The following is a 14,132-nucleotide window of genomic DNA, read 5'->3' as shown; positions in this document are numbered from 1 at the left end:
GGCAACGCTTGCCCGGTTCCGTGTGAACGGTTCATCGTTTTCTATACTTAATCCGCCAAACCCTGTTACAGGTGGATGCACAAGCCCAACAACCTTGGGGCATAATGCCAACACTTTTAAGACCATTGAGGGAACTTTTCATCATCCCTCTTATTTTTTTCCCTCGCCTGCAGGGTTTTACTTCTTATGATCAAATCTTTACGGCCATTGCTTCTTGCCAGTCTTCTTTTGCCACTGGCCTTCGGCGCCAACGCCGCCCCTGTCAACACAACGCTCTCGCCCAAAGTTCAGCAAGCACTCAAAACCAATAAACTGCAGAACGACGCACTGTCATTGGTCCTTCTGCCGCTCAACGGCCCGGGCATTCCAACCGTATTCAATGCCGATGCATCCATGAACCCGGCCTCCACCATGAAACTGGTGACCACTTACGCGGCCCTGGAAATGCTCGGCCCCACCCATCAGTGGAAAACCGAGTTCTACACAGATGGCACCCTGAACAACGGCATCCTGCAAGGTAACCTTTACCTCAAGGGCGGCGGCGATCCCAAGCTGAACATGGAAAAACTATGGCTGTTGATGCGCGACCTGCGCGCCAATGGCGTGCAACAGGTAACCGGCGACCTGATACTTGATCGCAACTTCTTCAATCAACCGCAATTGCCCGTCTTCAACGACGACGGCAACGATAAAAACAAACCCTTCCTGGTCAAGCCCGACTCGCTGCTGGTCAACCTTAAAGCCTTGCGCTTCGTGGCCCGCAACGACGGGGGCAAAGTCCTGATATCAGTCGAACCACCGATTGCCACCATCAAAATCGACAATCAGGTCAAGGCCGTCAATGCCAAGCAATGCACCGGTGACGTGCGCTACAACCCGGTACCCCAAGCCGACGGCTCGGTACTCGTCACCGTGAGCGGACAGCTGGCCGACGGCTGCAACTCGCAAACCTACTTGTCCCTGCTTGATCACGCGACCTACACAGCCGGCGCTGTACGCGCCATCTGGAAAGAGCTGGGCGGCAGCATTCAAGGCCAGGACCGCCAGGCCAGCGTGCCGAAGAACTCGAAACTGCTGGCACGGGCATTCTCTCCGGATCTGGCCGAAATCATTCGCGACATCAACAAATACAGTAACAACACCATGGCCCAGCAGCTGTTCCTGAGCCTGGGCGCACAGTTTCGCAACGACGCCGACGGTGACGACGCCAAAGCTGCACAGCGTGTAGTACGCCAATGGCTGGCCAAAAAAGGCATCACCGCACCCCATCTGGTCATGGAAAACGGTTCCGGCTTGTCCCGGGCCGAACGCGTGAGCGCACGTGAAATGGCGCAGATGCTCCAGGCCGCCTGGCAAAGCCCCTACGCTGCCGAATTCATCAGCTCCATGCCGATTGCCGGCAAAGACGGCACCATGCGCAAACGCCTGAAAACCACCGCCATGAACGGCCAGGCTCACATCAAGACCGGCACACTCAATACAGTGCGCGCCATTTCCGGATTTAGCCGCGACAGCAACGGCAATACCTGGGCGGTGGTCGCCATCCTCAACGACCCTCGCCCGTGGGGCGCCTCGGCCATTCTCGATCAAGTGCTGCTCGATCTGTATCGCCAGCCACAAGTCCCCAACAGTGCGGTCTCCATAGCCCAGTAAGGCGTTGACCAGGCAATAAAAAACGCCCCTGATCGCAAGATCAGGGGCGTTTTTTTATGGGGGCGGGCTTGCTCGCGCTGGCAACACTGCGAGCTGCCCATCGAGAACAAGCCCGCCCCCACCCTTACAGCACCGGTATTACCGGGCCATGATTTTCCAGGCACGGTGAATTTTGCTGTTGCGGGCAAAGTCCGGATCAATAGTGCTGGCGGTTATTTCTTCCACGGCATAACGCGCTTCCAGATTTTCATCGAGGATGAATTTGCGGAAGTTGTTCGAGAAATACAGCACCCCACCCGGCGCCAGACGCGCCATGGCCAGATCCAGCAACTGCACGTGATCGCGCTGCACATCGAAGATCCCTTCCATGCGCTTGGAGTTGGAGAAGGTCGGCGGATCAATAAAGATCAGGTCGTACTCTTCACGACAGGCATCCAGCCACACCATCACATCGCCCTGCTCCAGGCGGTTTTTGTCCGAAAAACCGTTCAGAGACAGGTTACGGCGCGCCCAGTCCAGATAAGTCTTGGACAAGTCGACGCTGGTGGTGCTGCGAGCACCGCCCTTGGCAGCATGGACGCTGGCGGTCGCGGTGTAGCAGTACAGATTGAGGAAGCGCTTGCCTGCAGCCTCTTTCTGAATGCGCATGCGCATTGGGCGGTGATCCAGGAACAGACCGGTATCCAGATAGTCCGTGAGGTTCACCAGCAGCTTCACACCGCCTTCATTGACCTCGGTGAACTTGCCCTGGGCACTTTGACGCTCGTACTGCTTGGTGCCGCTCTGGCGCTCACGACGCTTGACGATCACACGACTCTTGTCGATGTTCAGCGCCTGGGGAATGGCTGCCAAGGCATCGAACATGCGCGCCGAAGCTTTTTCCGGATCAATGGATTTCGGTGCCACATACTCCTGAACGTGAACCCAGTCGTGGTACAGGTCGATCGCCATGGCATATTCCGGCATATCGGCGTCGTAGACACGATAGCAATCGATCCCTTCACGCTTGACCCACTTGCTCAGCGCTTTGAGATTTTTTTGCAGGCGGTTGGCAAACATCTGCCCGCCCTCGCTCAAGCGCGGCTGTTCGATCACCACCGGCACTGGCTTGATCGGGTTGCCGTTCTTGTTGAACTTCTCGTATTTACCTGGCGCTTCGATGTTCGACGGCAGATCGGACTCTGCCTGCTCGCGATCAATCTGACGCTGCTCAGGCGTACGTCGCTCACCAGTCACAAACTGATCCGGCACAACCTTGATCAACAGCAGCTTGCACGGCAACGCGCCGTTCCAGAACGAGTACTGCTTGTGGCTGCGAATCCCCATGCGCTTGCCCAGATCCGGAGCGCCGGTAAACACCGCGGCCTCCCAGTTCAAGCAAGCCTGACGCAGACGCTCGCCGAGGTTCTGGTAGAGATAGAGCAAGCTCGCCTCGTCGCCCAGACGCTCGCCGTACGGAGGGTTGCAGATCACCAGGCCTTTCTGGTTCTGGTCCGGACGCGGTTCGAAGGTCGCAACCTCGCCCTGGTAAATCTTGATCCAGTGGCTCAGACCGGCGCGCTCGATGTTATTGCGCGCAGGCTGGATCAGGCGCGGGTCGGCTTCATAACCACGAATCCACAGAGGCGGCTTGGCCATGCCGACTTCTGCACGCTCAGTGGCTTCCTGATGAAGTTTTTTCCAGATAGCCGGCACATGGCCCAGCCAGGCATCGAACCCCCAGTGAATGCGGTTCAGGTTAGGCGCCATGTCGGCAGCAATCATTGCGCCTTCAACCAGGAACGTACCCACACCACACATCGGGTCAGCCAAGGCAGCGCCTTCGGCTGCCATACGTGGCCAGCCCGAACGAATCAGGATGGCTGCCGCGAGGTTTTCCTTCAGCGGTGCAGCACCTTGCTGCAGACGGTAGCCACGCTGGTGCAAGCTGTGACCTGACAGGTCCAGGGACAGAATGGCTTCGCCGCGATCCAGTCGCAGGTGGATACGAATGTCCGGGCTGATCTTGTCGATGGACGGACGCTCGCCAGACGGCGTACGCAACTTGTCGACGATTGCGTCTTTTACTTTCAACGCACCAAAGTGCGTGTTGTCGATACCCGAACCATGACCGCTGAATTCAACAGCCAGCGTGCCATCCGGGACCATGTGGTCATGCCAGTCAATGTCCAGAACGCCGTGGTACAGGTCTTCCGCATCTTTCATCGGAAAACGCTTGAGCACCAGCAACACACGGTTGGCAAGGCGCGACCATAGACACAAACGGTAGGCAGTTTCCATATCTGCCATGCCACGAATGGCCGAGGTGTGCTCGCGAGCTTCCTCAAGGCCAAGGCCGGTGGCCTCTTCGAGGAGAAGGCCTTCAAGGCCTTTAGGGCAGGTAAGGAAGAGTTCGTAACGATCCGACATGGGATTCCTGAGCTTTTAGCTATCAGTGAAGAGGCAACGCATTGCCTGCTCCGTTTTCAATCAAGCGCTTTTCTTGAAGAGCGCTCGTGTGGCACGAAAATGTGCCGTTCCACCGATGCGTTTTTCATGCCCTGAGGCACGAAGAGTTTAGACGCAGAGGCAGGTCATTCATCGAGAAACAATTGGTCATATTCAGACCCTTCGTCGAATAGTGCCCCAGCAAAACAGGGGGATATTCGCAGCGGAGAATGAAACGCATCATATTTGTAAACACTCGCCCTGACAGGCTTTGGTCGCATTTCGCAGCAGAAAAGCGACCTTACTTATGGCCATAACACCAATATCGTTACGTGCTTATGACAAAACGATCATTCACACGCCTTGGCGCATTGGTTAGAACTCAACTCAGGTTATCGCCGCACAGGCCATAACGAACTGCTCGCCACGCCGGCAGCGAGCACACCAACGGCAGAACACTCTGCCCCGACCTTCAGAAGGTCGACGCTAAATAAAACAGTCAACAAGTGAGGGCAATACCCTATGAGAAGACTTAAGCGTGATCCGTTGGAAAAAGCTTTCTTACGCGGATATCAATACGGTGTTAATGGAAAATCCCGCGAGCTTTGCCCTTTTACTCTACCGTCGGTACGCCAAGCCTGGATTAACGGCTGGCGCGAAGGACGCGGCGACAACTGGGACGGTATGACTGGCACTGCGGGCATCCACAGACTCAACGAACTTCACGCCGTCGGCTAACTCTGGGCAAATCCGACATCACCTCGAAGATGCAATGACTCAACCATGCCGTCCTATCCGGGCGGCGGGCTTCGGCCCAGGGGCTCCTCAGGGAGCCCTTTTTATTGCCTGCCGATTTATGACCGCGCCAAGGCGGAAATGGCATCGACGGATTCGCGAATCAGGGCCGGGCCCTTGTAGATGAAACCCGAGTAAATCTGCACCAGGCTCGCACCCGCAGCGATTTTCTCAGCCGCGTACTTGCCTTCGGTGATTCCGCCCGCCGCAATGATCGGCATACGACCTGCCAGCTCTCCTGCCAGCACCTTGACCGTATGGGTGCTCTTGTCACGCACCGGCGCGCCCGACAGGCCGCCAGCCTCGTCGCCATGTTCCATGCCCTCAACACCTACGCGACTCAGGGTAGTGTTGGTCGCAATGACCGCGTCCATACCCGTCTCAAGCAGCGCCTGAGCCACGAGCACGGTTTCTTCGTCGGTCATGTCAGGTGCGATCTTGATTGCCAGCGGTACGCGCTTACCGTGACGCTGTGTCAGTTCGTGCTGACGCACTTGTAGGGCTTCAAGCAACTGCTTGAGCGAATCGCCAAATTGCAGGCTGCGCAGGCCTGGAGTATTGGGCGAACTCACGTTTACGGTGACATAACTGGCGTGGGCATACACCTTATCCAGGCAGATCAGGTAGTCATCGACCGCGCGCTCTACCGGCGTGTCGAAGTTCTTGCCAATGTTGATCCCCAGAATACCGGTGTATTTGGCCGCCTGAACCCGCGTCAGCAAATGATCAACCCCAAGGTTGTTAAACCCCATGCGGTTGATGATTGCCTGCGCTTCAGGCAGTCGGAAAATGCGTGGCTTGGGATTGCCTGGCTGAGGGCGCGGCGTCACCGTGCCGATCTCGACAAATCCAAAACCCAACTGTGCAAAACCATCAATGGCTGCACCGTTTTTGTCCAGACCTGCGGCCAGCCCGACCGGGTTCGGAAAATCGAGCCCCATGACCTTCACTGGCAGCCTTGCCGGCGCCTTGCACAACAAACCGTTGAGCCCAAGACGGCCGCCCGCACCGATCAAGTCCAGGGACAAATCGTGAGAGGTTTCAGGGGAGAGTTTGAAGAGCAACTGGCGGGCCAGGTTATACATGGGCTGATTGGACTCAATGGGGTACTTGAAGAGTGCGCGATTATAGCTGCGCGGACCGCTAAATCACAGGCAAAGAAAAACCCGGCCTAAGCCGGGTTTTTCTGAACAGCCGAGCTAAATAATTACTTAGCTTCTGCTTGAACGGTCGCTTCTACGCGACGGTTCAGTTCACGGCCTTCTGCAGTTGCGTTGCTTGCAACTGGGTTGGCTTTACCGTGACCGACAGCGTCTACACGGTTAGCTGCAACACCTTGGTTAACCAGGGCTGCACGAACGGCGTCAGCACGACGCTGCGACAGTTTCTGGTTGTAGGCATCGGTACCAACGCTGTCAGTGTAACCAGCAACAGTGGTGGTAGTAGCTGGGTACTGCTTCATGAAATCAGCAACGTTGTTGATATCAGCTGCGTACTGCGGCTTAACGTTGGATTTGTCGAAGTCGAATTTCACGTCAAGTTCAACGCGAACAACTTCAGCGATTGGAGCTTCTGGTTCTGGCTCAGCGATTGGTGCTGGAGCTGGAACTGGAGCAGGAGCGACTTTACCGCCGTTGCCGCCGAAGTTCACACCCAGACCAACGGTAGGAGCGTAGTCCCACTTGCCGTTGTCCAGTTTGTAGTCAGCTTCAACGCCAGCACGGGCGAACAGGTTGTCAGTGATGTACCACTTAACACCAGCGCCTGCAGTCAGGAAAGTCGACTGGTCACGACCGCTGTGGCCGTCTGCGATCACGTTGGTCATGCTCTTGTGAGCAACACCGCCGGAAACGTATGGACGCAGAGCGTCGCCTACGGTGCCGAAGTGGTACTGAGCGTTCAGACCAAAGTTGTCGCCTTTGATTTTCTGGTTGCCAGTGCCGTCATTCGAACGGGTGTGGTTGGTTTTGTCGTAGGTCAGGTTCAACGAAACGTCGTCGGTCAGGAAGTAACCGATCGATGCGCCTGGGTTGTAGCCGTCTTCTACGTGCTTGACGCTGTCGTTGTACTGTTTTTTGTAGAACAGTTCACCCTCGACCGCGCCTTGGCCTTGTGCCAGGGCACCGAACGAAGTTGCGGCTACAAAGGAACCAATGGCAATGCCCAAGGTGTTTTTCAGTTTCATCCGTTAAATCCCCATCTGGTGATTGTAAAGCAGTCCCACATACCGGGGGACAACTCGGCGGCAAGTCTATCAGACCTTGCCTACACGTAGAGCCATTTGCGCTGAACTAAGTTTCAGCAATACCTGCAAATTTCTCACGCAATTTATCTAGAGCGCGCTTGTAACGCATCTTTGTCGCACTCAAACCCATATGCATTATGTCCGCGATTTCCTGAAATTCCAGTTCTGCGACAAAACGCAGCACGAGAATTTCCCGATCAATCGGGTTTACATGCACCAGCCAGCGATCAAGTCCGCCCTTTTCCTCAGGTTTCGGCGCCTTTTCTTCGGACGCTTCCTCGAGGGGGTCAATACTTAATGCGTCCATCAAGCGACGCTTTCGCCGTTCCTTTCGATACTGTGTAATGCATTCGTTGTAAGTGATGCTATATAGCCATGTCTTGAATTTCGACTTCCCTTCAAAATTCTTCAAACCGTACAGCACTTTCAGCATGACTTCCTGACAGACATCATCAGCGTCCCTATCGTTCCCTAAATACCTTGAACAAACGTTGAACAAAGTACGTTGATAGCGCCGCATCAGCTCTTCATAAGCACGCGTCACGTGAAACAACTCATCATGCGAGCGCGCCACCAGCTCCTCATCAGAGAGCTCGCGGGGGTCGTAGCGCATGGATAGCGATTGGGCTTTATTCAAAACGAGTTGTGCCAGCAGTCAGGTCAATGTCCGCCGCAGCCTATCAATCATGGCTTTTTTGCGGCGGCGTACATTAGCAGGGTTTGCCGCCTCAGCGACTGGTTACGTGCTGCTCCAACAAGATCCGATTCGAGATGGAGACTAGCTCACCCTCATCGGTCAGCAACGTGGTTTTAACCGTGCCAATCTCTTCGATCTGCCCTTCAACCTCGCCCACACGGACTTCCTGCCCAACTTGATACAGCTCACGCACATAGATGCCGGCAAGTATCTGCCCCGCGATTTCCCGACTGCCCAGCCCCATTGCCAAGGCAATGGCCAGACCAACGGTAATCAACACAATCACAATCACATGGTTCAGGAGGTCGGTTTTGACCTCCAGCTGGCTGATGGCAACCGAAATACTGATGATAATGACCAGGCCTTGAGTCACCCGGCCCAGCCCGCTGGCGTAATCAAAACCGACACTTTCGGCAGCGCCACGAACCAGGCCGTTAAGTACCTGTGCCAGCAGCACGCCGGCCAACAGGACCAGCAACGCACCAAACACCTTGGGCAGATACACTGTCAGCAGGTCAAGCGCAGATGAAACGCGATCAAGACCCAGCGACTGAGCCGCCGAAACCAGGAACACCAGCAGCACAAACCAGTACACGATCTTGCCGATCAGCGTCGAGATCGGCACTTGAATCCCGACCCGTGCCAATATTTTGGTCAGGCCCGTGCCACCCATCAGGCGATCAAGGCCCAATTTGGCAAGCAGCTTGGACAGCAGGGCATCGAGCAGTTTTGCAACCACGAAGCCCAGCAGTACTACCACCAACGCCCCGAAGAGGTTGGGAATGAAGTTCGCAATCTTAGTCCACAAGGCAGTCATTGCCGCGACCAGGCTCTGGGTCCAGACATTCAATTCCATGTTCAATCAGCCTTATCAACAGGGCGAGCAGCAGGTTTGCGCCGCGAAACGGGCGCAATATGAGCTGAACCGCTATTCAAAGCAATCATCAGTGCTTGCATCCAGCGCCCCAGCAGACTGAAAAGATCTCCCGCGCCGACCTGACGGTTGGCGGTTTTCAGTACGCGACCCAGGCAGGCGTCGTCGTCACGATTGGACGTAGGAGCCTTGAGCATTTCACGTAAGGACTGTTCAAACGGATCGTGCATAAGCACCTCTCGGTAAGTCAGTAAAAGACGAAGGCACATTTATCGAGGTCACATCAGGCTCACTCAAAGCCACTGCAGTCGGCGATAAAACCACCACTGCCCCACCCCGATGAGCAGCATCACACCGCACGTCACAGCAAACCCATAAGAGTCATTGGAGAACGGAACGCCCCCCACATTGATCCCCAGTAAACCGGTAATAAACGTGATCGGCAGAAAGATCCCGGTGAGTACGCCGAAGCGATACATGATGCGGCTCATGCGCACGTTCAAACGTCGGTCTTCGGACTCAAGCACCAGCCCCACGCGCTCGCGGGTCAGTTCAAGCTCCTCCAGATAACGGGTCAGGCTGTTGTTCAGTTCGTTCCAGTAGTCGGCATCATCGGCGCTGAACCACGGTAATTTGGTACGCGTGAGCTGGCCGAAAATATCCCGCTGCGGGGCCAGAAAACGACGCAAGGCGGCAGCCCGTCGTCGAACCTGCAAAATGGAGTTGTGGTCAGGGGTATACCGTTCGTCGGCATCTATCTTATCTTCTTCGTCATCGACGATTTCTGACAGATCTCCGATCAAATCCTGCACCTTCAACGTCAGGTGCTGTGCCAGATAAAGAATCAGTTCAGAGGGGGTTTTCGGACCTTCGCCCTGGGAGAATTCACCGAGCAGTTCATCAGTGGCCCGAAGTGGACGCATGCGCAGCGAGATCACCCGCTGCGCGCTGCCAAAGATGCGCAGCGAAACCATGTCTTCAGGCTCTGCACCCGGATTCAGGTTGACCCCGCGCATGAACAGCAGCAGCTCATTGTTGGGGACAGGCACTAAACGCGGACGGGTGTTTTCCTCAAGCAGCAAGTCACAGCTGAAATCACTTAAACCACTCGAGTCACGCAACCAGCTCTGGGTCTGCGGATGACTGCGATCCCAGTGCAACCAGATGCTTTCGTGGGCCTGCAACTGCAGATCGTTCAGCTCGGTACGTGCGATCGGACGCGCACCACCTTCCCCATCCAATACCAGTGCATGCACCAGCCCCCATTGAGCGTTTTCGTCCTCGAACATCCGTGATCCTTAGTGGTATTGCCTTTAGGCCGGTATTTTCAGAGCCGTGGGCGAAATGATAACGCCATTGTTGTCGGCATAAATGAATTCTCCGGGGCGGAACGTGACACCGGCAAACGTGACCGGCACATTCACATCCCCCACACCGCGCCTGATGCTCTTGAGCGGGTGACTGGCCAGAGCCTGCACGCCCAGATCGGTTTGCGCGAGCACATCGACATCGCGGATACAGCCGTAAATCACGATCCCTTCCCAGCCATTTTTCGCGGCTTTCTCGGCAATCATGTCGCCCAGCAAGGCATGGCGCAGAGAACCACCGCCATCAACTACCAGTACTTTGCCCTGCCCGTTGAGTTCGGCCTGCTCCTTGACGCGCGAATTGTCCTCGAAGCACTTGATGGTCACGATCTCGCCACCAAAGGAGTCGCGCCCGCCAAAGTTGCTGAACATCGGTTCAAGCACTTGCACTAGCTCAGGGTAGGCATCGCACAGATCGGGAGTGATGTAGTGATTCACGAGAAAGCTCCTGTTCAGAGTGGGCACAGCAGAGAGAACAACGATAGCACTAAAGTTCGTTCAACCAACTGCGCACCAACGGCCACACTTCCTGCTGGGCAGGCTGGCTGACCAGCATTTCAACATGGCTGAAGTCAGAGCTGAAGCCATGTTCGCGGCCAAGCGCCACGAACCTGCGCTGCTCGCCACCCAACTGATCGAACAATTTGCGGCAAGCCCATTGCGGCGTTTGCCGATCGCCCACGGCTGCCACCACCAGCGACGGGATCTGAACTTCGGCCAGCCCGGCCCACCAATCTCGCTCGGCGTCCTTGAAGCGCCCCATAAAGCCGTTCCAGCGCAGTGTTTCAAGGGCAATGCTGATCGGCTCGTCTTCCGGGCCACGCTTGAGTCGTGTGCCCGACAGTTGCGCAAATCGCTTCAACAACAAATAAGCCCCCCACTGCACCGGCGGGATTTTCAGCGACCAATAACGACGATTGATCTGACAGCCGAAAAACGCTGCCGACGCGACGTCCTTATCGTCCAGATACTGTCCGCCAAGGGCTGCCGCCAAACTGATGGCGCCCTGGGAGTGGCCGATCCAGTGCGCAACTTGCCCGCTCTGTTCACGGACAAACGCTGCAATGGCCGGCAAATCGTACCGGGCGTAATCCGCAACACGGTTCTTGTTCCAGGCAATATTGCGCGACGAAAGGCCATGACCGCGCATTTCAGGCAGCCATACATCAAAACCGGCACGGGCCAAAAATGCCCCCAACCCTACGCCTTTGGGCGAGTACCAAAAACGCCGGTTGGAAAAGCTGCCATGTAACAGAATGACCGGCACACCACGCACCTGAGTGTCGTCGGCCATTCCCAGTCGAGTGACCACCAGCTCAACGGAAATATCCGGGCTGTTGGCAGGCTTCAAGCGATAAACATCTTCGCTCAGATCGCCCCGACGCTCAGCGCTGATCAGGGCAACGGGAAAAAGGAGACTGCTGCTTTGCATAATGCTCTTGCACAAAAAAGGGCGACTTCACACAGGAACTCGCCCTACCGCCTATAAAGAGCAGGGCAGCCCTGACGGCTACCCTGCTCCTCGCTCAACGACTCAAGCCTGAGCTTGGCCTTCTGCCAGGAAGAACCAGGTTTCCAGCACGGAGTCCGGGTTCAGCGACACGCTTTCGATGCCCTGCTCCATCAACCACAGCGCGAGGTCCGGGTGATCGGATGGGCCCTGACCGCAAATGCCGATGTATTTGCCAGCCTTGTTGCACGCCTGAATGGCGTTGGACAGCAGCTTTTTAACGGCAGGGTTGCGCTCGTCAAACAGGTGCGCGATCACACCCGAGTCGCGGTCCAGGCCCAGGGTGAGCTGAGTCAGGTCGTTGGAGCCAATGGAGAAACCGTCGAAGAACTCGAGGAACTCTTCAGCCAGAATCGCGTTGGACGGCAGTTCGCACATCATGATGATGCGCAGGCCGTTTTCGCCGCGCTTGAGGCCGTTTTCAGCCAGCAGGTCGATGACCTGGCTCGCTTCACCCAGGGTACGTACGAACGGCACCATGATTTCGACGTTGGTAAAGCCCATCTCGTTGCGCACACGCTTGAGCGCACGGCACTCGAGTTCAAAGCAATCACGGAAGTTTTCGCTGATGTAACGCGAAGCACCGCGGAAGCCCAGCATCGGGTTTTCTTCTTCCGGTTCGTACAGCTTGCCGCCAATCAAATTCGCGTATTCGTTGGACTTGAAGTCCGACAGACGCACAATCACTTTCTTCGGTGTGAACGCGCCAGCCAAGGTGCTGATGCCTTCAACCAGCTTCTCTACATAGAAGCCAACCGGATCGTTGTAGCCCGCAATGCGCTTGTCGACGCTGTCCTTGATTTCCTGAGGCAGGCCATCGTAGTTCAGCAGCGCTTTAGGGTGCACACCGATCATGCGGTTGATGATGAACTCCAGGCGGGCCAGGCCCACACCGGCGTTCGGCAGCTGTGCGAAGTCAAAGGCGCGGTCCGGGTTGCCGACGTTCATCATGATTTTGAACGGCAGATCCGGCATGGCATCCACGGAGTTCTTCTTGATGTCGAAGCCCAGTTCGCCTTCGAAGATGAACCCGGTATCGCCTTCAGCACACGACACGGTAACGCCCTGGCCGTCTTTCAGCAGTTGGGTGGCGTTGCCGCAACCCACCACGGCCGGAATACCCAGTTCGCGAGCGATGATCGCCGCATGGCAGGTACGACCGCCACGGTTGGTCACGATGGCGCTCGCGCGCTTCATCACGGGTTCCCAGTCCGGGTCGGTCATGTCCGATACAAGCACGTCGCCTGGCTGGACTTTGTCCATTTCCGACACGTCCTTGATGATGCGAACCTTGCCCGCGCCAATACGCTGGCCAATGGCACGGCCTTCAGCCAGTACCGTACCGGTTTCCTTGAGCAGGTAGCGCTCCATGACATTGCCGGCGCTGCGGCTCTTCACGGTTTCAGGGCGGGCCTGAACGATGTACAGCTTGCCGTCATCGCCGTCTTTGGCCCACTCAATGTCCATCGGACACTTGTAGTGCTTCTCGATGATCATCGCTTGCTTGGCCAGTTCGCTGACTTCAGCGTCGGTCAGGCAGAAGCGTGCGCGCTCGGCTTTATCAACGTCGATCACCTTGACCGACTTGCCGGCCTTCGCTTCGTCGCCGTAGATCATCTTGATGGCTTTGCTGCCCAGGTTGCGACGCAAAATCGCAGGGCGGCCAGCTTCGAGGGTTTGCTTGTGAACGTAGAACTCATCCGGGTTTACCGCGCCTTGTACGACGGTTTCACCCAGGCCGTAGGCGCCGGTAATGAACACTACATCGCGAAAGCCCGACTCGGTATCCAGGGTGAACATCACGCCTGCAGTGCCGGTTTCAGAGCGCACCATGCGCTGTACGCCAGCCGACAGAGCGACCAGTTTATGGTCAAAGCCCTGATGCACTCGGTAGGAAATTGCACGGTCGTTGAACAGGGAGGCAAAAACCTCCTTGGCCGCACGAATCACGTTTTCAACGCCACGGATGTTCAGGAAGGTTTCTTGCTGACCGGCAAAGGACGCGTCCGGCAAGTCTTCGGCGGTGGCCGAGGAACGCACGGCAACGGCCATGTCCGGATTGCCCTGGGACAGAGCAGCGAAGGCGGTACGAATTTCGGCGTTAAGCTTCTCCGGGAACTCGGCTTCCATGATCCATTGACGGATCTGGGCACCGGTTTTGGCCAGGGCATTAACGTCATCAACATCGAGCGCATCCAGCGCAGCATGGATCTGGTCGTTCAAACCGCTCAGTTCAAGAAAATCACGATATGCCTGAGAAGTAGTGGCGAAGCCACCTGGAACTGAAACACCAGCGCCTGCAAGATTACTGATCATCTCGCCGAGGGATGCGTTCTTGCCCCCTACGTGCTCTACATCATGGACGCCGAGCTTATCGAGGGAAACTACGTACTCTACCAAGGTGATCTCTCCACTAACTGTGTTGGAAAAGCTCAGGGCGCTGAATACTCATCATGAGTCATCGCAGCGATTGTGGCCTGGACCCGGAAAATAAGTGACACTGCCTGTCATGTAGCGCGACAAAAGCGCGCCTATCATATCCAAGAATCGTCACCAGCTTAAGG

Annotated in this window: 12 protein-coding genes; 2 read left to right on the top strand and 10 right to left on the bottom strand. The window is 56.2% G+C overall.

Annotated features, from left to right (window positions below; genetic code table 11):
* Nucleotides 1–186: 186 nt before the first annotated feature.
* Nucleotides 187–1,653, top strand: a complete 1,467-nt coding sequence (gene dacB / locus VSQ83_RS05840) for a D-alanyl-D-alanine carboxypeptidase/D-alanyl-D-alanine endopeptidase (protein WP_326425661.1) — start codon at nt 187–189, stop codon at nt 1,651–1,653.
* A gap of 138 nt (nt 1,654–1,791) precedes the next feature.
* Here the strand turns inward: dacB and rlmKL are convergent, their stop codons facing one another.
* Nucleotides 1,792–4,062 (bottom strand): bifunctional 23S rRNA (guanine(2069)-N(7))-methyltransferase RlmK/23S rRNA (guanine(2445)-N(2))-methyltransferase RlmL, encoded by a 2,271-nt coding sequence (gene rlmKL / locus VSQ83_RS05835; protein ID WP_133075701.1) that lies wholly within the window; start codon nt 4,060–4,062, stop codon nt 1,792–1,794.
* Nucleotides 4,063–4,602: 540 nt separating this feature from the next.
* On the opposite strand from rlmKL, the gene rmf reads away from it, so the two are divergent.
* Complete coding sequence (rmf, locus tag VSQ83_RS05830; protein ID WP_095003125.1) at nt 4,603–4,818, top strand: ribosome modulation factor; 216 nt, start codon at nt 4,603–4,605, stop codon at nt 4,816–4,818.
* 116 nt (nt 4,819–4,934) lie between these two features.
* On the opposite strand, the gene VSQ83_RS05825 is transcribed toward rmf, so the two are convergent.
* The 9 genes from VSQ83_RS05825 to ppsA form a co-directional block, all read right to left on the bottom strand.
* Nucleotides 4,935–5,960: a quinone-dependent dihydroorotate dehydrogenase gene (locus VSQ83_RS05825; protein WP_326425658.1), complete on the bottom strand. Its 1,026-nt coding sequence runs from the start codon at nt 5,958–5,960 to the stop codon at nt 4,935–4,937.
* A gap of 122 nt (nt 5,961–6,082) precedes the next feature.
* Nucleotides 6,083–7,060: an OmpA family protein gene (locus tag VSQ83_RS05820; protein WP_048358833.1), complete on the bottom strand. Its 978-nt coding sequence runs from the start codon at nt 7,058–7,060 to the stop codon at nt 6,083–6,085.
* A 106-nt stretch (nt 7,061–7,166) separates the two neighbouring features.
* Nucleotides 7,167–7,757 carry an RNA polymerase sigma factor SigX gene (gene sigX / locus VSQ83_RS05815; RefSeq protein ID WP_029611289.1) on the bottom strand — a complete coding sequence of 197 codons (591 nt, stop codon included), beginning with the start codon at nt 7,755–7,757 and terminating at the stop codon, nt 7,167–7,169.
* A gap of 91 nt (nt 7,758–7,848) precedes the next feature.
* Nucleotides 7,849–8,673 (bottom strand): mechanosensitive ion channel family protein, encoded by an 825-nt coding sequence (locus tag VSQ83_RS05810; RefSeq protein ID WP_016779913.1) that lies wholly within the window; start codon nt 8,671–8,673, stop codon nt 7,849–7,851.
* A 2-nt stretch (nt 8,674–8,675) separates the two neighbouring features.
* The gene (locus tag VSQ83_RS05805) at nt 8,676–8,921 is read right to left on the bottom strand and encodes a hypothetical protein (RefSeq protein WP_019827671.1); all 246 of its coding nucleotides are present in this window, start codon (nt 8,919–8,921) and stop codon (nt 8,676–8,678) included.
* Nucleotides 8,922–8,984: 63 nt separating this feature from the next.
* Nucleotides 8,985–9,980 (bottom strand): CorA family divalent cation transporter, encoded by a 996-nt coding sequence (locus VSQ83_RS05800; RefSeq protein ID WP_133075703.1) that lies wholly within the window; start codon nt 9,978–9,980, stop codon nt 8,985–8,987.
* A gap of 24 nt (nt 9,981–10,004) precedes the next feature.
* A complete protein-coding gene (rraA, locus tag VSQ83_RS05795) occupies nt 10,005–10,496 on the bottom strand; it encodes a ribonuclease E activity regulator RraA (protein WP_133075704.1) in 492 nt (163 codons plus the stop codon).
* Between the two features lie 49 nt (nt 10,497–10,545).
* A complete protein-coding gene (locus VSQ83_RS05790) occupies nt 10,546–11,490 on the bottom strand; it encodes an alpha/beta fold hydrolase (protein WP_133075705.1) in 945 nt (314 codons plus the stop codon).
* Nucleotides 11,491–11,592: 102 nt separating this feature from the next.
* Nucleotides 11,593–13,968 (bottom strand): phosphoenolpyruvate synthase, encoded by a 2,376-nt coding sequence (gene ppsA, locus VSQ83_RS05785; RefSeq protein WP_133075706.1) that lies wholly within the window; start codon nt 13,966–13,968, stop codon nt 11,593–11,595.
* Between the last annotated feature and the right edge of the window lie 164 nt (nt 13,969–14,132).

Source organism: Pseudomonas sp. DSV-1 (genome assembly GCF_035830915.1).
Taxonomy (GTDB): Bacteria; Pseudomonadota; Gammaproteobacteria; order Pseudomonadales; family Pseudomonadaceae; genus Aquipseudomonas.
This window is presented reverse-complemented; position numbering and strand designations above follow the sequence as displayed.